This window comes from Streptomyces sp. NPDC057287, from assembly GCF_042667905.1.
GTDB lineage: Bacteria > Actinomycetota > Actinomycetes > Streptomycetales > Streptomycetaceae > Streptomyces.
The window spans coordinates 176,784-193,440 of record NZ_JBHUYV010000012.1 but is presented as its reverse complement, the minus strand read 5'-3'; the positions used below and the strand labels follow the sequence as shown (position 1 = coordinate 193,440).

The window sequence follows — 16,657 nt, the reverse complement described above, 5'->3', positions numbered from 1 at the left end:
CGTGATTGCGGGATTTGGGATGCTGCGAGGCGCACGACCCGGGGGACGGCCCGAGGCGGACTCTTCGTGCAGATGGTGCGGTGGTGCGGTGGCTCCGGACGGTGCGCGGCGCGGGGAAGTGTGACGTTCACGGCAGGCACGCACCGTCCGGAGGGTCTTGGGGGCTCGTCAGCTCCCGGTGATGTGCTCGGGGCGCACCGGGGTCCTGTTGAGCTCCAGGCCCGTCGCGTTCCGGATCGCCGCGAGGACGGCCGGGGTGGACGACAGGGTCGGGGCCTCGCCGATGCCGCGCAGCCCGTACGGGGCGTGGTCGTCGGCGAGTTCGAGCACGTCGACCGGGATGGTCGGGGTGTCGAGGATGGTGGGGATCAGGTAGTCCGTGAAGGACGGGTTGCGCACCTTCGCGGTCTTCGGGTCGACGATGATCTCCTCCATGACGGCGACACCCAGCCCCTGGGTGGTGCCGCCCTGGATCTGGCCCACGACCGACAGCGGGTTGAGCGCCTTGCCGACGTCCTGGGCACAGGCGAGCTCGATGACCTTGACCAGGCCGAGCTCGGTGTCGACCTCCACCACCGCGCGGTGCGCGGCGAAGGAGTACTGGACGTGGCCGTTGCCCTGGCCGGTGCGCAGGTCGAAGGCTTCGGTGGGCCGGTGGCGCCACTCCAGCTCCACGTCGACGGCCTCGCCCTCCAGCACGTCGGCCAGCGAGGCGAGCACCTCGCCGCCGTCGGTGACGACCTTGCCGCCCTCCAGGAGGAGTTCGGCCGTGGCCCAGGCCGGGTGGTACGTACCGAGCTTGCGGCGCCCCATCTCCAGGACCTGTTCGCGGACGGCCTCGCAGGAGTTCTTCACGGCGCCACCGGTGACGTACGTCTGCCGGGAGGCGGAGGTCGAACCGGCCGAGCCGACCTGGGTGTTCGCCGGGTGGATGGTCACCTGGCTGACACCGAGCTCGGTGCGCGCGATCTGGGCGTGGACGGTCACGCCGCCCTGGCCGACCTCGGCCATCGCGGTGTGCACGGTCGCGACCGGCTCGCCGTTGATGACCTCCATCCGCACACGTGCGGTGGAGTAGTCGTCGAAGCCCTCCGAGAATCCGACGTTCTTCAGGCCGACCGCGTAGCCGACGCCTCGCACGACGCCTTCGCCGTGCGTGGTGTTGGAGAGTCCGCCGGGCAGCGCCCGGACGTCCACGGACGTGCCGTCGGCGCCGGCGGCCAGCCACTGCTGCTCGGGCGGCAGCGGCCGGGACTTGACCCGGCGCAGCAGCTCGGCGACCGGGGCCGGCGAGTCGCAGGGCTGCCCGGTGGGGAGCAGGGTGCCCTGCTCCATCGCGTTCAGCTGCCGGAGCTCGACCGGGTCCATGTCCAGGGCGGCGGCGAGCTTGTCCATCTGCGCCTCGTAGGCGAAGCAGGCCTGGACCGCGCCGAAGCCGCGCATGGCGCCGCAGGGCGGGTTGTTGGAGTAGAGGGCGATCGCCTCGATGTCCACGTCCTCGACGGCGTACGGTCCGACCGCGAGCGAGGAGGCGTTGCCGACGACGGCCGGGGACGCCGAGGCGTAGGCGCCGCCGTCCAGGACGATCCGGCACTTCATGTGGGTGAGCTTGCCGTCCTTGGTGGCCCCGTGCTCGTAGTGCAGCTTCGCGGGGTGCCGGTGGACGTGTCCGAAGAAGGACTCGAAGCGGTTGTAGACCATCTTGACGGGCTTGCCGGTGCGCAGCGCCAGCAGGCACGCGTGGATCTGCATCGACAGGTCCTCGCGGCCGCCGAAGGCGCCGCCGACCCCGGAGAGCGTCATGCGGACCTTGTCCTCGGGGAGGCCGAGGACGGGGGCGATCTGACGGAGGTCGGAGTGCAGCCACTGGGTGGCGACGTAGAGCTCCACACCACCGTCCTCGGACGGCACGGCGAGGCCGGACTCGGGGCCGAGGAAGGCCTGGTCCTGCATCCCGAAGACGTAGTCGCCGGTGACGATCACGTCCGCCCGCGCGGCGGCCGCGTCCGCGTCGCCGCGGACGATGGGCTGGCGGTGGACGATGTTGGGGTGCGGGACATGGCCGATGTGGTGGTCGTCGCGGCCCTCGTGGACCAGGATCGCGTCGGGCGCGGTCGCGGACGCCTCGTCCGTGATGAGCGGCAGTTCGGCGTAGTCGATCTTGATCTTGGCGGCGGCGCGGCGCGCGGTCTCGGGGTGGTCGGCGGCGACGACGGCGACCGGTTCACCGTGATGGCGGACCTTGCCGTGGGCGAGTACGGGGGTGTCCTGGATCTCCAGCCCGTAGTTCTTCATCGCGGCCGGCAGGTCGTCGTAGGTCAGTACGGCGTAGACGCCCGGCATGGCGACGGCCTCGCCGATGTCGATCGACCGGATCTCGGCGTGCGCGACGGTGGAGCGGAGGGTGTGGCCCCACAGCATGTCCTCGTGCCACATGTCCGAGGAGTAGGCGAACTCGCCGGTGACCTTGAGGGTGCCGTCGGGGCGCAGGGTGGACTCACCGATGCCGCCCGGGGTCTGGGAACCCTGAGTGATCTTGGTGGGGGTGCCGGCCGGTACGGACGCGGCTCGCGGGTGCAGCGTCATGACTGTCGGACCGTCTCTTCCTGGCGGGCGGCCGCGAGGCGGACCGCGTCGAGGATCTTCTCGTAACCGGTGCAGCGGCAGAGGTTGCCGGAGAGCGCCTCACGGATGTCCTGGTCGGACGGGGAGGGCTGCGTCTCGAGCAGCTCGTCGGCCGCGACCAGCAGGCCCGGGGTGCAGAAACCGCACTGGACGGCGCCCGCGTCGATGAACGCCTGCTGGACCGGGGAGAGTTCACCCGCGTCGGCGCTCCGTCCGTCGGCCGGACCGGCCTGCCAGCGCCGGGCGGCGTCGAGCGAGGTGCCGCAGGAGCTCGCGGCGCAGCCGGTGCCGGGGTGGGCACCCTCGCGGTGCTTGGCGTAGTCGGCGAGGCCCTCGACAGTGACGACCTCGCGGCCCTCCGCCTGACCCGCGGCGACGAGACAGGAACAGACCGGCACGCCGTCGAGGCGCACCGTACAGGAACCACATTCGCCCTGTTCACAGGCGTTCTTGGAGCCGGGAAGGCCCATGCGCTCCCGCAGCACGTACAGGAGGGACTCGCCCTCCCAGACGTCGTCGGCTTCCTGCTTCCGGCCGTTGACCGTGAAATTCACTCGCATGGTTAAGCAGCTCCTTCGAGGGTGCGTCCCGCTCCGCGGTACTGCTCCCAGGTCCAGCCCAGCGTGCGGCGGGCCATGATGCCGACGGCGTGCCTGCGGTAGGCGGCGGTGCCCCGCACGTCGTCGATGGGGTTGCAGGCGCCGGCGGCGAGCTGGGCGAACTGCTTGGCGACGGAAGGGGTGATGATCTTCCCGCTCTCCCAGAACCCGCCCTCCTCCAGTGCGGCGTTCAGGAACGCCTCGGCCTCCTTCGCCCGTACCGGGGTCGGGGCCGCGGAGCCGATGCCTGTGCGCACGGTGCGGGTCTCGGGGTGGAGCGCGAGGCCGAAGGCGCAGACGGCGATGACCATCGCGTTGCGGGTGCCGACCTTGGAGTACTGCTGCGGACCGTCGGCCTTCTTGACGTGCACGGCCCGGATCAGCTCGTCCGGGGCGAGGGCGTTGCGCTTGACGCCCGTGTAGAACTCGTCGATCGGGATCATCCGCGTCCCCCGTACGGACGCGGCTTCGACCTCGGCGCCCGCGGCGAGCAGCGCGGGGTGGGCGTCCCCGGCGGGCGAGGCGGTGCCCAGGTTGCCGCCGACGCCGCCGCGGTTGCGGATCTGCGGGGAGGCGACGGTGTGCGAGGCGAGTGCGAGACCGGGCAGCTCGGCCCGCAGATGGTCCATGACGGCGCTGTAGGGCACGGAGGCGCCGAGGCGTACGGCGTCCTGGCCCACCTGCCACTCGGACAGCTCACCGATACGGTTCAGGTCCATGAGGTATTCGGGCCGCCGGTGGTCGAAGTTGATCTCGACCATCACATCGGTCCCACCTGCGATGGGCACAGCCGTCGGGTGCTCGGCCTTGGCGGCGAGCGCCTCCTCCCAGCTGGCGGGGCGAAGGAAGTCCATGAGTGGCTCTCTTCTTCTCAATCGGGTCGTTCGGCTGGGGCTGGGGACGGCCGGCCCTCGGGGGTCGTTCCTGTCTTGTTGACGCGGTGTGTGGCCCAGTACACAAGGGTTGCTCCACTCGGTGCAGTCACCGAAACCATGAAGGAATTGGCTGGTCCCCGTCCCCGTCTTGTAGATTCGAACGAATGGCGGGTATCGGTAACCTCACCGCAATTCACAGGTCACCTCCGTCGTCCCCCGCACCAACGAAGAGATCGGCGGCAATCGACGATGCGGCTGCGCGCACTGCTGGACACCGAGGCGCTGGGGCTGCGGCTGCTCGGCGGCGAGGACGAGCTGGACCGGTCGGTCCGGGGCGTCATGACGACCGACCTGCGCGACCCCAGCCGGTATCTGTCCGGCGGGGAGCTCGTCCTGACGGGGCTGGCGTGGCGCCGCGACGCCTCGGACTCGGAGCCGTTCGTCCGCATCCTGGCGAACGCCGGGGTCGCCGGCCTGGGCGCGGGTGAGGCGGAGCTCGGAGCCGTCCCCGACGACATGATCGAGGCGTGCCTGCGCCACCGGCTCCCGCTCTTCGCGGTCGACGAGACCGTCGCATTCGCAACGATTACCGAGCACGTGGTGCGCCAGGTGTCCGGCGAGCGGGCCGGCGACCTCGCCGCGGTCGTGGACCGCCATCGCAGGCTGATGACCTCGGGCCCGGCGGGCGGCGGCCCCGAAGTGGTGCTCGACCTGCTCACCTCCGATCTGGACCTGCACGCCTGGGTCCTGTCCCCCACGGGCCGGCAGATCGCGGGAGCGGGCGAGCCCCTGACCCCTCGGACCGGGGCGGAGCTGGCGGGACGGCATCTCGCCGCGACCCGCACGGGCCGCCCGGGCCCGCACCGGGCGGAGCTCGACGGCACGGCCTATTCGCTGTTCCCGATCCGGAACACCGGGCGGGGTGCCGTGCCCTCCCCGTCGCGCGACGTGCGCGAGTCCGTGCTCTCGGACTGGCTGCTGGCCGTCGCGGCCGACGCCGGCGACTGGCCGGCGGCGCGACTGGACCTGCTCCAGGGGGTGACCCAGCTGATCGCCGTCGAGCGGGACCGCCGCGACGCGGCCCGTTCGGTACGCCGCAGACTCGCCCAGGAGGTCCTGGAGCTGGTCCAGACGGGCGCGGCCCCGGCCGAGATCGCCGCGAGGCTGCGGGTGGCCGCTCCCGTCCTGCTGCCGGGCCTCGGCACGGCACCGCACTGGCAGGTCGTGGTGGCCCGCGTCGAGTGGGCCGCGGACGACTCGGGCCTCTCGGGCGGCCGGGCGGCACAGGCCCTCCTGGAGGAGATCCTGGTCGACCCGGCGGTGACGGGCCCCGACTCGGCGGACCGGATCGCCGTGGCGTACACGGGCGAGGAGGCCGTCGCCCTCGTGCCGCTGACCGTCGTGTCCTCGCCGGACCCCGGCGAGGACGGCGCCCCCGAGGGGGAGAGCGCCCCGGAGCGGCAGGACGCGGCGCTGCACGCCGACGCGCTGCTCGACGCGGTCCGTGCGCCCCTCGCCGCCGGCCTCGCGGACGACGGTCGCCTGACACTGGGTGTCAGTGCCGCCGTCCATTCCGCCGAGGGGCTGCGCGGCGCGCTGGAGGAGGCCCGGCACGCCCGCCGGGTCGCCGCGGCCCGGCCGGGCCCGGTCTGCGCGGCCGGCCACCACGAGCTCGCCTCGCACGTCCTGCTGCTGCCCTTCGTCCCGGACGACGTCCGCCGCGCCTTCACCGCCCGGCTCCTGGACCCGCTGCGCGACTACGACCGGCGACACCGGGCGGAGCTGATGGAGACGCTGGAGGCCTTCCTGGACTGCGACGGTTCCTGGACCCGCTGCGCGGCCCGGCTGCACCTGCACGTCAACACACTGCGCTACCGCGTCGGACGTATCGAGCAGTTGACGGGCCGTGACCTGTCGCGCCTCGAGGACAAGCTCGACTTCTTCCTGGCCCTGCGTATGAGCTGATCTTCCGGGGCCGTCACGGGTCCCCGGGCTCCGAGCGATTGTGAAAACTTTCACCTGACATTGATCCCACCCCTTGGCCCGGCGTGCCATTCCGTGCTGAGATGCGCGCAGACCCTGGCCGACGGGCGTTCGCCCGTCGGCCTCCACAGCTCGATGGCGCGCTCGGGGAGGGCAACGTGGCGCATACCGCCATGTCTGGTTCCGGAACGACAGCAGATGACGATCCGCCGCTCCAGACCGCGGTATGGAGGCTGCGCTCACGCGCCTGTTGGACGGATGCCGCCGCGCTGCTCGAACCCCACGCGGCCACCGACCCCGCGGCGGCGCTCCAGCGGACCTCGCTCCTGACCGAGCGGTGCCTCTACACGGGGATCGGCTGGACGGACGCCGAGGACGCCCTGCGCACCGCGGAGGCGCTCGCCCACGACGACTCGGAGCGCGGTGCCGCCGCCTGCGAGCGGGGCTACCTCGCCTACGCCTCGACCCTGCTCGGGGCACGCGACCGCGCCGACGAGGCGAGCGTGGCGCTCAGCAGGGCCGCCGCCCTGCTCTCCCCCGGGGCCGCCGGCCGCCCCCTGCTGGACTTCCGCCGGGGCCTGATCGCCCAGAACATCGCCGACTCCCCCCAGTCCGCCCGGGCCGCGTACCGCAGGGCGCACGCCGGAGCCACGGCCCGGGGTGACGAGCTCCTGCTCTCCTTCACCTGGCGGCACCTCGCCTCGCTCGCCCTGCGCGAGGGCGAGCTCGCGGAGGCGCGGCACGGCTTCGCCGAGTCGCTGCGGATAAGGGAGGAGCTGGGCTACCTCGTCGGCACGGCTCCGGCGCTCATCTCGCTCGCGGACGCCGAGCCGGAACCCGAGGCGGCCGCCCGGCTGCGGGCCGAGGCCGGCCGGCTGTTCCGGCTGCTGGGAGGCGTACCCACCTGGCTCGCGCCCCGCCTGGAGCCGCCGGCCCCGGAGACCGTCGAGGCGAACTGACGGCCCGGACGGCCCGCCGGGCTCAGGCGTCCGCGCCGTTGAAGTGTTCGCGTACGAGGGACTGGACCACCGTGAGGTCGCGGGCGATGAGCGCGTCCAGCAGTGCGGTGTGTTCCGAGGCGTCGGCGAGCAGATCGGCCCGGCGGCCGGCGGGGCTGTTGACGAGGGGCCACTGGGACCGGCGGTGCAGGTCGTCGGCGACCGATACGAGCTGCTGGTTGCCGGAGAGCGCGAGCACCGCGCCGTGGAAGGCGCGGTCGGTCTCCGCGTAGGCCGCCCGGTCCCCGACCGCGGCCGCCGCGACCGTGGCGTCGGCCAGCGGGCGCAGCGCGCACCAGCCCGCCGCCGGGACGGTGCGGGCGAGCCGCAGCATGACCGGGACCTCGATCAGGGCGCGCACCTCGGCGAGCTCCGCCAGCTCGCGGGGACCCCGCTCGCTGACCCGGAAGCCGCGGTTCGGCACGACCTCCACGGCGCCCTCGACGGCCAGCTGCTGCATCGCCTCGCGCACCGGGGTCGCGGACACACCGAAGCGGGCGCCGAGGGCGGGGGCGGAGTAGACGTGTCCGGGGGCCAGCTCGCCGCCGACCAGTGCGGCGCGCAGGGCGTCCAGGATCTGGCCGCGGACGGAGTGCCGCTGGACCACGCGGGGAGCGGGCGTCTCGCAGTGGGTGTGTTCGCCGCGCGCCTGTTCGGGCACGCGGACGTCCTGCGGGGGGTCCGCGGGCGCGTACGGCCGCGCGTTCTCCCGCGCTCTGCCCTGCTCCATCGGAACCTCCTCGCACGGAAGGGCCGACTCGCGCGCGCCGGACCCCTTGTGCACGATAGGCGGAGCGGGCCGCAGTTCAAACATCGATCAGTTCGGGTAAGGTAAGGCTTACCTGTAATGATCGCGATTCGGTGGTCCCCGTATGACCGTGCCCGCCCTGCTCACCGCCACCGCCCCGTCCCCCCTGACGGCGGCGTACGCACGACTGGCCGAGGTCTTCCCCGGCCTTCGCGCGGAGGTGCTCACCGACGACGTAGCGGCGCCCACGGGCGGCGGATGGGTCGGCGCCGCCGAGCTCGCCGCGGGAGGCTCCGCGCTGGACGACTTCCTGGCCTGGGACGAGGCACAGGTGCTGCGGGACTACGGCACCCGCGCCCGTCCCGACGTGGTGGCGAGCTTCGGACTGCACCGGTACGCCTGGCCGGCATGTCTCCTGGTGACCCTTCCGTGGTTCACTCACCGCCGGGTCCCGCGGATTCCCGTCGAGGACGTCTCCTTCCACCGGGGCCTGGGCCATCTGGCCCTGCGCGTCGGCGAGTTCGCCTGCCTGCCCGACGACCCGGCGGCCGGGCTGCCCGGCGCCCGGGTCGTCCCCGACGAGGCGGCGCTCCGGGCCGAGGTGCTCGACGCAGTGGCTGAGCACATCGGCCCGGTGCTGGACGGCTTCCGGCCGCGCATGCGGCGCGGGAAGCGGGCCCTGTGGGGCATGGCGACCGACGAGATCGTCGAGGGGCTCTGGTACGTCGCCCACCTGCTCGGGGAGGAGGGCCGCGCGATGCGGGAGCTGGAGCTCCTGCTGCCGGGCACCACCGAGCCGTACGTGGGCACGGCCGGCTTCCGCGAACTGACCGGCCCCGACGGCGAATCGCTCCCGACGCGCGACCGCGCGAGCTGCTGCCTCTTCTACACCCTGCGGCCCGAGGACACGTGCGTCACCTGCCCGCGCACCTGCGACGCCGACCGCGTCCGGAAGCTGACGCCCGCCCCCTGAGCCCTGCGGCGGCTCACACCACCCGGGCGGGCGACCACAATTCGAACGCAACTCGGCCTCTCCGTACGGGTATCCGGAAAGATTCCGTCCAACGATGAAGCCGGTCGACCCAATCGCGTTCACTTGCCCCGAAACTCGCTGAGCGCGGCTGGATTTCCGTCACGATGGCGTCCGAAACGCCCTACGTGACGCAAGGGACCGCGCATGAGACTGACCGACATATCGCTTGACTGGCTGCTTCCGGGCGCCGTACTGCTCGTGGGGGTCATGGCGGCGGTGACGGTGGTCGCGCGCGGCAAGCGCGCCGCTGAGAAAGCCGCGGCCGACGACAGCTGGGAACGGAGCGAGGAGCGCCGCAGGCGCAAGGAGGCGCTCTACGCCACCGCCTCGTACGTCCTGCTGTTCTGCTGCGCCGCTGTCGCCGCCGCCCTCTCCTTCCACGGGCTCGTCGGCTTCGGCCGGCAAAACCTCAGCCTCTCCGGGGGCTGGGAGTACCTCGTACCCTTCGGCCTCGACGGGGCCGCCATGTTCTGTTCCGTGCTCGCGGTGCGGGAGGCCAGCCACGGCGACGCGGCACTGGGCTCCCGGCTGCTGGTGTGGACGTTCGCCGGTGCCGCCGCCTGGTTCAACTGGGTCCACGCACCGCGCGGCATGGAGCATGCGGGAGCCCCGCACTTCTTCGCGGGGATGTCCCTCTCGGCCGCCGTGCTGTTCGACCGCGCGCTGAAGCAGACCCGCCGAGCGGCGCTGCGCGAGCAGGGCCTGGTGCCCCGCCCGCTGCCGCAGATCCGGATCGTACGGTGGCTGCGCGCCCCCAGGGAGACCTTCGGCGCCTGGTCGCTGATGCTCCTGGAGGGCGTACGCACCCTGGACGAGGCGGTGGACGAGGTACGCGAGGACCGCCGGGAGAGGGAACAGGACCGGCACCGCCGCCGGGACCAGGCGAAGCTGGACCGGGCCCAGATCAAGGCCCTGAACCGGCAGAACCGGCTCTGGGGGCGCGGCGGCCGGGCCGGCCGCCAGGTGGACGTCCAGGCCATCGCCCCGGCACCGGGGGGCGGCCCACCGGCCGCCGCGGAGCCCGCCATAACAGAGCAGGGACAACTGCCTCTGCGCCCCCGGCCATCCCTGCAAGCCGTGAACGGCTCGAACTCCAGGAGTACTTCGGCACAGACCACGAGCGGTGAACCCGCGACCGTCGACCTCACCGCCGAGGACGACACCCAGGCCCTGCCCCGGCTCGATTCGCTGGAGCAGAAACTGAAGGACCTGGAGCAGCAGTTCGGCTGAGCGTCAGGGCTTCCCGGCGTCCAGCTCGAACCACACCACCTTGCCCAGAGCCTGCATGGTGACTCCCCATGAGTCCGCCAGGCTCTGGACGAGGAGCAGGCCCCTGCCGTGCGTACCGTCGTCGGCGTTCGGTACGTACGGCGCGGGTTCCTGCCCGGTCACGAAGTCGCGCACCTCCACCCGTAGGCGCGTGGGTGCCGACGTCACCGTGACCACGGCACCGTTCCGCGTGTGGATGAGCGCGTTCGTGACCAACTCGCTGAGCAGGAGCTGCGCCACCTCGGTCTCCTCCGGCCGACGGCGACGGCGCAGGAACTCCCGGAGCTCGGCCCGTATCTCCCCCACGGCCGACAGATCGGTGTGCCCCAGTCTGCGATGCATCCGCGTCGGCGGACTCTCCTGCCGTTTCGTCATGTCCCCCGCACGCACTGTGGATCGGCCTCCCCGGCTTCCGCTTCATCACTCCATGTGTCGAACGCCTTCACGGGATGCATGCCCCACAGCGGAGCGGTCACCCCTCTCCAGGCGTCAGCATATGAACGAGCCGCGGCGCAACCCCGCGCAGAGGACCGGCGCGTTACGTTTTCGTACCCACGGTTAACTTCCCAAAAATTCACATGAGTTGGCGTTGACGGATGGGGATCTACGCGCGTCATCATGGTGGACATGCGAATCCCCCCACGGATCACCACGCTCGGCGGCATCGCCGCCCTCCTGTCCGTCCTCTTCGTCGGCGGGCCCGTCACCGCCTCCGCGGCGACGGCTCCCTCGACCGCCGCGGTCGGCGGCATCTGCTACTCCGCGCTGCCGTCCCAGGCACACGACACGCTCGGCCTCATCGAGGCGGGCGGCCCGTTCCCGTACGACCAGGACGGCACCGTCTTCCAGAACCGTGAAGCGCTGCTGCCCGGCCAGGGCTCGGGCTACTACCACGAGTACACGGTCATCACGCCCGGCTCCTCGGACCGCGGGGCCCGCCGGATCGTGACGGGCGAAGCGGCCGAGGAGGACTACTACACCGCGGACCACTACGAGTCCTTCGACCTGGTCGACCACGACTGCTGACCCGCACCTCCCGTGACCGGTCCGCGCCGCAGTCCCCCACCTGCGGCGCGGGCCATCGGACCGCCTCGGGAGAGGACACGCTTGTACGCTCCACGCATGACCGTGACCTATGTGCTCGACGGCTCGGAGATCAGCGGCCTGGACAGCTTCTGGGATGTGATCGGCGAGGCGGTGAACGGCCCCGGCGGCTATTTCGGCCGCGGCCTCGACGCCTTCGCGGACTGCCTGGGCGGTGGCTTCGGCACCCCGGGGGACGGGGGCTTCGTCATCGAGTGGCGCGACCACGCCCGCTCCGCCCGCACGCTGGGCCACGAGGAGACCGCCCGCCGGCTGGAACACCTGCTCACCCGGGTGCACCCCACCAACCGGGCGCGCGTGGCAGGGGAGCTGGCCGAGGCACGGGCCGGCCGCGGTCCGACGCTCTTCGACCAGCTGGTCGAGATCATCACGGACCGGACCGCGCCCGGGACGCTCCGGCTGATGTGAGCTCAAGCCTCTCGGACGGTGTGAGCTCCAGGCCCTCGGCGGCCGGGTGCGGCGGTCCCGCGCTTCAGGGCCGGGGCACGTTACGGATGTTGGAGCGGGCCATCTGGAGCATCCTGCCGACCCCGCCGTCCAGGACGATCTTGCTGGCGGAGAGCGCGAAACCGGTGACCATGTCCGCGCTGATCTTCGGCGGGATGGACAGGGCGTTCGGGTCGGTGACCACGTCGACGAGCGCGGGCCCCTTGTGCTTGAAGGCGTCCTTGAGCGCGCCCTCCAGCTGCTTGGGCTTCTCCACCCGGACCCCGTAGGCCCCTGCCGCCCGTGCGATCGCCGCGAAGTCCGGGTTCTTGTTGGTCGTACCGAACGATGGGAGTCCCGCCACCAGCATCTCCAGCTCGACCATGCCGAGCGAGGAGTTGTTGAAGAGGACGACCTTCACCGGCAGGTTGTACTGGACGAGCGTGAGGAAGTCACCCATCAGCATGGTGAATCCGCCGTCGCCGGACATCGACACGACCTGCCGGTTCCGGTCGGTGAACTGGGCTCCGATCGCCTGCGGCAACGCGTTGGCCATCGAACCATGGCTGAACGACCCAATCACCCTGCGCCTGCCATTGGGCGTGAGGTAGCGGGCCGCCCATACGTTGCACATGCCGGTGTCGACGGTGAACACCGCGTCGTCGTCGGCGATTTCGTCGAGGACCGAGGCGACGTACTCCGGGTGGATGGGGACGTGCTTCTCGACCTTGCGGGTGTACGCCTTGACCACGCCCTCGAGCGCGTCGGCATGCTTCTTCAGCATCCGGTCGAGGAACTTGCGGTCGGTCTTGGCCTTCACGCGCGGAGTCAGGGCGCGCAGCGTCTCGCGCACGTCACCCCAGACCGCGAGGTCGAGCTTGGAGCGCCTGCCCAGGTGCTCGGGGCGGACATCGACCTGGACGATCTTCACATCGGTCGGCAGGAACGCGTTGTACGGGAAGTCGGTGCCCAGCAGGATCAGGAGATCGCACTCGTTGGTGGCCTCGTAGGCGGCGCCGTACCCGAGCAGCCCGCTCATGCCCACGTCGTACGGGTTGTCGTACTGGATCCACTCCTTGCCCCGCAGCGCGTGGCCGACCGGGGCCTTGACCCGCTCGGCGAACTCCATGACCTCGGCGTGCGCGCCCGCCGTCCCGCTCCCGCAGAAGAGCGTCACCCGTTTGGCCTCGTCGACCATCCGGCAGAGTTTCTCGATCTCCTCGTCCCCGGGCTTCACGGAGGGCCGCGAGGTGACCAGGGCGTGCTCGATCGACTTCTCCGGAGCGGGCTGCGAGGCGATGTCACCGGGCATCGAGACGACGCTGACGCCGCCGCGGCCGATGGCGTGCTGGATCGCGGTCTGCAGCAGGCGGGGCATCTGCTGCGGGTTGGAGATCATCTCGTTGTAGTGGCTGCACTCCTGGAAGAGCAGCTCCGGGTGGGTCTCCTGGAAGTAGCCGAGGCCGATCTCGCTGGACGGGATGTGCGAGGCGAGGGCGAGCACGGGGGCCATGGAACGGTGCGCGTCGTAGAGGCCGTTGATCAGGTGGAGATTGCCCGGGCCGCACGACCCCGCGCAGGCGGCGAGGGTCCCGGTGATCTGGGCCTCGGCACCGGCGGCGAAGGCGGCGGTCTCCTCGTGCCTGACCTGGACCCACTCCACGGCGGCGTTGCGCCGGATGGCGTCGACGACGGGGTTGAGGCTGTCGCCGACGACGCCGTACAGCCGCTTGACCCCCGCCCGCACCAGGATGTCGACGAACTGTTCCGACACGTTCTGCTTGGCCATGGGTGCGCACCCTCTCTGCCTCGGGCTGTCCGAGACTCCATCAACCCACGCCGCGCCCCGTTACGCCTCCCAGACCGCCGCGCACGTACGGTCGTCCGCGTACCCCTTGATCCTGAGCTGTATGTCGGCCAGATAGGCCGGAAGCCCCGGCGGACCGTCCGCGCCCCAGCGCCGAGCCAGCTCCTCGGCCAGCGCCGGCACACCGCGCAGGGGTTCGGCGAGGCCGTTCCCGCAGACCAGCAGCGTGTCACCGGGCCGGGCGACGGACGCGCGGAAGCGGAAGGGCTCGGCAGGCGGCGGAGTGTCCCCCGCGTACGGGGACGGAGGCGTGGTGATCTGCAGGTCCATCGTCAGCCGGTCCCCGCCGGGACCTTCCTCGCGCGCCGCGCCGCCGGTCACCGGGAGCACGGGCTCCAGGTCCTGCCAGGCTCCGTCACGGAGGCGGAACAGACCGCCCGGCCCGATGCCGAAGAAGACCCGGGTGCGGCATCGCGGGTCGGCCGACAGCAGCAGACAGCGCAGGCCGGTGCTGTAGGCGGAGGGTTCGAGGCCGAGTTCGGCGGCCCGGGCGCGCAGCTTGCCGTAGGTGCGGTCGGTGAGGCGGTGCAGACCCGCCTTGAGGTCGCCCCTGCGCCCCGCCCTTATGTCGTCGGAGAGCCGGGCATGGCTGCGGGCGACGGCTCGGCCGATCCAGCGACAGGCGTCGGCGGCGGCGAGGTGGGCCTGCTCCTCCCCTCGCGCACCGCCCGCCACCGCGACCAGGACCAGGGCCTCGTCCCCGGCACCGAAGCGCGCCGTGAGCAGGGCGTCGCGCCGCGGCTCGCCGCGGAAGCGCGCCGAGTCGCCGCGCACGGACGCGGCCCGCAGGGTGTACGTCCCGTACCGGGCCCCGTCCAGGACGGTGTCGGGGACGAGGCCGTCCAGGTCGTCGGGGCCGGAGCCGGGCAGCGCACCGGGCTCGGCGTCGTAGGTCGGCGGCCGGTCCCCGATGTGGCCGACCGCCGGGCGCACCGGCGGCACGGGCACGGCCGGAGGCTCCGGCGGGGCCGGTGCGGGCGGTACGGGAGGCGGGGCCGGCGGCCGTACGGCGAAGGTCTGCGGCCGGGAGGGCACGGCAGGGGCCTCCCAGGGCGCGCGCTCGACCGGGACGGTCGGGGGCCTCGGCGGCTCGTCCGGCACGGGCGGCGGCTCCGGCGCGTGGACCGGCGGCTCCGGCACGGGTAGCGGCTCGGGCGCGTGGACCGGCGGCTCCGGCACGAGCGGCGGCTCCGGCGCATTGACCGGCGGCCGAAGGGCTCGCGCCGTCGCCGGCGGCTGCGGGTCCGCTTCGGGCAGGCGCGGGTCGGGCAGCGGCACCACCGTGACCGGGTGGTCCGCATGGGCCGCCTCCGGGCCGCCCACGGCATCGGACGCGGAGTCGAACCGGTCGTCGAGACTGTCGGCAGCGCTGCTCGGCCCGGTGTCCGGCGCGGTCTCGTCGTACAGCCTGCGCCACCAGTCGTCCTCGTGCGCGGCGGGCTTCTCCCCCTGCTGACTCATGCCCATAGTGTCGACCGCTCGGGCCGCACGAAAACGGGTCATCCGGAAAAGAGGCCCGGAAGTGGCAGTCGTGGAGGGACCCGCCGGACGTCCCCACCCCCCACGGGAAGGTCGCCCGGCGGGCCGGTATACGTGCTCGGCCCTGCCCGCGGGGCGGTGGTTGCCGAGGTGGCGCCAGGTTGTCAGAGAGACGGGGGCGACGGGGCATGATGGCCCCGGCGGGTTTACGCCGTGGCCGTTTCCCGCCACGGCACGCCCCGCCCACGGGCGCGGGAACGCGCGTGCACCGATCCTGGGAGGGCCGAGGATGCTGTCAGCGATAGGTCTCGACGAGAGACAGGAAGCGGCCTACCGCGCACTGGTCGCGGCGGGCGCCGCGGAGCTCTCCGATCTCGCACGCCGGCTCGCCCTGCCGGAGGCGGACGCCGAGCGTGCCCTGCGCCGGCTGGAACAGCAGGGGCTCGTGGCCCAGTCGTCGTCACGGGTGGACCGCTGGGTCGCCGCGCCGCCCGGGGTGGCACTGGGCGCCCTGCTGACCCAGCAGCGCCATGAGCTGGAGCAGGCGGAGCTGGCGTCCGCCCTGCTCGCCGAGGAGTACCGGGCCGAAGCGGCCGAACCGGCGGTGCACGACCTGGTGGAGGTGGTGACGGGCGCGAGCGCGGTGGCCCACCGCTTCCATCAACTGCAGCTGGGCGCCGTGTCGGAGGTCTGCGCCCTGGTCACGGGGAAGCCGATCGCGGTCACCGGCATGGAGAACGAGTCCGAGGAACGGGCGGCGATGCGGGGCGTGTCCTACCGCGTGGTCGTCGAGCGTGACGTGCTCTCGCTGCCGTCCGGGATCACGGAGCTGTCGGCGGCGCTGAGTCGTGACGAGCAGTGCCGGGTGGTCGACCGGGTGCCGACGAAGCTGGTGGTCGCCGACGCCGCGCTGGCCATGGTGCCGCTGACCGGCCGGGGGGCCGAGCCGGCCGCCCTCGTGATCCACGCCAGCGGGCTGCTGGAGTCCTTGATGGGCCTCTTCGAGGCGGTGTGGCGGGACGCCATGCCGCTGCGGCTGGGCGGGGGCGGGATCAGCGAGGAGAACGGACCGGGCGCCGATCCGACGGATCTGGAGATCCTGTCGCTGTTGCTGGCCGGTCTGACGGACGCCAGCGTGGCGAAACAGCTGGACCTCGGTCTGCGGACGGTGCAGCGGCGGGTGAAGGGCCTGATGGAGCTCACCGGGGTCACCACCCGGCTGCAGCTCGGCTGGCACGCCTACGAACGCGGCTGGGTGGCCCGCGCGCCCCGCTGACCGCCCCGGCCCGCGTCTCCGGCCGCTCACGAGGCCCCGCTGACGGGCGGGACCCGGCGGACTCCGGCACGCTGGTCGAATGAGTGTGTGGCAGCTCGTTGCCGTCGGAGCGGTGATGCTGCTCGGCCTGGTCGGCGTCCTGGTGCCCGGCGTGCCGGGGCAGGCGATCGTCTGGGCGGCGGTGCTGTGGTGGGCGCTGACGGACCCGACACCGGTCGCCTGGGGCGTGCTGATCGGCTCCACGTGCCTGCTGCTGCTGAACCAGGCGCTGAAGGCGCTGCTGCCGTCGCGGGGGCCCCCCCCGGGGGGGGGGGCCCGCGCGGCCGGGGGTGGGGGGGGGGGGGCGGGGGGGGCGGGGGTGATTGGGGTATCACG

The 16,657-nt window shown here is 72.6% G+C and carries 15 protein-coding genes; 8 read left to right on the top strand and 7 right to left on the bottom strand.

From position 1 onward, the window contains the following. Positions 1-168: 168 nt before the first annotated feature. The 3 genes from ACFUNE_RS23790 to ACFUNE_RS23780 are packed head-to-tail and all read right to left on the bottom strand — an operon-like array spanning position 169 to position 4,078. On the bottom strand, positions 169-2,586 hold the full coding sequence (locus ACFUNE_RS23790; protein ID WP_383571494.1) for a xanthine dehydrogenase family protein molybdopterin-binding subunit: 2,418 nt from the start codon (positions 2,584-2,586) through the stop codon (positions 169-171). Beyond that, positions 2,583-3,185 (bottom strand): (2Fe-2S)-binding protein, encoded by a 603-nt coding sequence (locus ACFUNE_RS23785; protein WP_383571491.1) that lies wholly within the window; start codon positions 3,183-3,185, stop codon positions 2,583-2,585. The genes ACFUNE_RS23790 and ACFUNE_RS23785 overlap by 4 nt, the downstream gene beginning before the upstream one ends. A 2-nt stretch (positions 3,186-3,187) precedes the next feature. Beyond that, entirely contained in the window at positions 3,188-4,078 is an 891-nt protein-coding gene (locus tag ACFUNE_RS23780) for an FAD binding domain-containing protein (RefSeq protein ID WP_383571488.1), read from the bottom strand. A gap of 270 nt (positions 4,079-4,348) precedes the next feature. Between ACFUNE_RS23780 and ACFUNE_RS23775 the strand changes: the two genes are divergently transcribed. Then, positions 4,349-6,064, top strand: coding sequence for a PucR family transcriptional regulator (locus ACFUNE_RS23775; protein ID WP_383571485.1), 1,716 nt, complete (start codon positions 4,349-4,351; stop codon positions 6,062-6,064). Between the two features lie 191 nt (positions 6,065-6,255). Then, positions 6,256-7,041: a hypothetical protein gene (locus ACFUNE_RS23770; RefSeq protein WP_383571482.1), complete on the top strand. Its 786-nt coding sequence runs from the start codon at positions 6,256-6,258 to the stop codon at positions 7,039-7,041. 22 nt (positions 7,042-7,063) lie between these two features. On the opposite strand, the gene ACFUNE_RS23765 is transcribed toward ACFUNE_RS23770, so the two are convergent. Then, positions 7,064-7,810, bottom strand: a complete 747-nt coding sequence (locus tag ACFUNE_RS23765; RefSeq protein WP_383571479.1) for a GntR family transcriptional regulator — start codon at positions 7,808-7,810, stop codon at positions 7,064-7,066. Between the two features lie 142 nt (positions 7,811-7,952). On the opposite strand from ACFUNE_RS23765, the gene ACFUNE_RS23760 reads away from it, so the two are divergent. Beyond that, positions 7,953-8,801, top strand: a complete 849-nt coding sequence (locus tag ACFUNE_RS23760) for a (2Fe-2S)-binding protein (protein ID WP_383571476.1) — start codon at positions 7,953-7,955, stop codon at positions 8,799-8,801. Positions 8,802-9,005: 204 nt separating this feature from the next. Beyond that, a complete protein-coding gene (locus ACFUNE_RS23755; protein ID WP_383571473.1) occupies positions 9,006-10,091 on the top strand; it encodes a DUF2637 domain-containing protein in 1,086 nt (361 codons plus the stop codon). Between the two features lie 3 nt (positions 10,092-10,094). Here the strand turns inward: ACFUNE_RS23755 and ACFUNE_RS23750 are convergent, their stop codons facing one another. Further along, positions 10,095-10,505 carry an ATP-binding protein gene (locus ACFUNE_RS23750; RefSeq protein ID WP_383571470.1) on the bottom strand — a complete coding sequence of 137 codons (411 nt, stop codon included), beginning with the start codon at positions 10,503-10,505 and terminating at the stop codon, positions 10,095-10,097. A gap of 252 nt (positions 10,506-10,757) precedes the next feature. On the opposite strand from ACFUNE_RS23750, the gene ACFUNE_RS23745 reads away from it, so the two are divergent. Both ACFUNE_RS23745 and ACFUNE_RS23740 read left to right on the top strand, forming a co-directional pair. Then, positions 10,758-11,156: a ribonuclease domain-containing protein gene (locus ACFUNE_RS23745; RefSeq protein ID WP_383571468.1), complete on the top strand. Its 399-nt coding sequence runs from the start codon at positions 10,758-10,760 to the stop codon at positions 11,154-11,156. 96 nt (positions 11,157-11,252) lie between these two features. Further along, positions 11,253-11,642, top strand: coding sequence for a barstar family protein (locus ACFUNE_RS23740; RefSeq protein WP_383571465.1), 390 nt, complete (start codon positions 11,253-11,255; stop codon positions 11,640-11,642). 64 nt (positions 11,643-11,706) lie between these two features. Here ACFUNE_RS23740 and ACFUNE_RS23735 read toward each other — a convergent pair whose 3' ends face one another. Both ACFUNE_RS23735 and ACFUNE_RS23730 read right to left on the bottom strand, forming a co-directional pair. Next, complete coding sequence (locus tag ACFUNE_RS23735; RefSeq protein ID WP_383571462.1) at positions 11,707-13,449, bottom strand: pyruvate dehydrogenase; 1,743 nt, start codon at positions 13,447-13,449, stop codon at positions 11,707-11,709. 60 nt (positions 13,450-13,509) lie between these two features. Then, the gene (locus ACFUNE_RS23730) at positions 13,510-14,988 is read right to left on the bottom strand and encodes a protein phosphatase 2C domain-containing protein (protein ID WP_383571459.1); all 1,479 of its coding nucleotides are present in this window, start codon (positions 14,986-14,988) and stop codon (positions 13,510-13,512) included. Between the two features lie 307 nt (positions 14,989-15,295). Between ACFUNE_RS23730 and ACFUNE_RS23725 the strand changes: the two genes are divergently transcribed. Further along, positions 15,296-16,282: a helix-turn-helix domain-containing protein gene (locus ACFUNE_RS23725; protein WP_383571456.1), complete on the top strand. Its 987-nt coding sequence runs from the start codon at positions 15,296-15,298 to the stop codon at positions 16,280-16,282. Positions 16,283-16,361: 79 nt separating this feature from the next. Next, on the top strand, positions 16,362-16,657 hold a 296-nt coding region (locus ACFUNE_RS23720), incomplete at its 3' end, for a DUF456 family protein (RefSeq protein ID WP_383571454.1).

Bases quoted from the DNA above. Each gene is read 5' to 3' on its own strand.
- ACFUNE_RS23780 (WP_383571488.1), bottom strand. From the start codon at position 4,078: ATGGACTTCCTTCGCCCCGCCAGCTGGGAGGAGGCGCTCGCCGCCAAG.
- ACFUNE_RS23770 (WP_383571482.1), top strand. From the start codon at position 6,256: ATGTCTGGTTCCGGAACGACAGCAGATGACGATCCGCCGCTCCAGACC.
- ACFUNE_RS23740 (WP_383571465.1), top strand. From the start codon at position 11,253: ATGACCGTGACCTATGTGCTCGACGGCTCGGAGATCAGCGGCCTGGAC.
- ACFUNE_RS23760 (WP_383571476.1), top strand. From the start codon at position 7,953: ATGACCGTGCCCGCCCTGCTCACCGCCACCGCCCCGTCCCCCCTGACG.
- ACFUNE_RS23765 (WP_383571479.1), bottom strand. From the start codon at position 7,810: ATGGAGCAGGGCAGAGCGCGGGAGAACGCGCGGCCGTACGCGCCCGCG.
- ACFUNE_RS23785 (WP_383571491.1), bottom strand. From the start codon at position 3,185: ATGCGAGTGAATTTCACGGTCAACGGCCGGAAGCAGGAAGCCGACGAC.
- ACFUNE_RS23790 (WP_383571494.1), bottom strand. From the start codon at position 2,586: ATGACGCTGCACCCGCGAGCCGCGTCCGTACCGGCCGGCACCCCCACC.
- ACFUNE_RS23755 (WP_383571473.1), top strand. From the start codon at position 9,006: ATGAGACTGACCGACATATCGCTTGACTGGCTGCTTCCGGGCGCCGTA.
- ACFUNE_RS23750 (WP_383571470.1), bottom strand. From the start codon at position 10,505: ATGACGAAACGGCAGGAGAGTCCGCCGACGCGGATGCATCGCAGACTG.
- ACFUNE_RS23775 (WP_383571485.1), top strand. From the start codon at position 4,349: ATGCGGCTGCGCGCACTGCTGGACACCGAGGCGCTGGGGCTGCGGCTG.
- ACFUNE_RS23725 (WP_383571456.1), top strand. From the start codon at position 15,296: ATGCTGTCAGCGATAGGTCTCGACGAGAGACAGGAAGCGGCCTACCGC.
- ACFUNE_RS23745 (WP_383571468.1), top strand. From the start codon at position 10,758: ATGCGAATCCCCCCACGGATCACCACGCTCGGCGGCATCGCCGCCCTC.
- ACFUNE_RS23730 (WP_383571459.1), bottom strand. From the start codon at position 14,988: ATGAGTCAGCAGGGGGAGAAGCCCGCCGCGCACGAGGACGACTGGTGG.
- ACFUNE_RS23735 (WP_383571462.1), bottom strand. From the start codon at position 13,449: ATGGCCAAGCAGAACGTGTCGGAACAGTTCGTCGACATCCTGGTGCGG.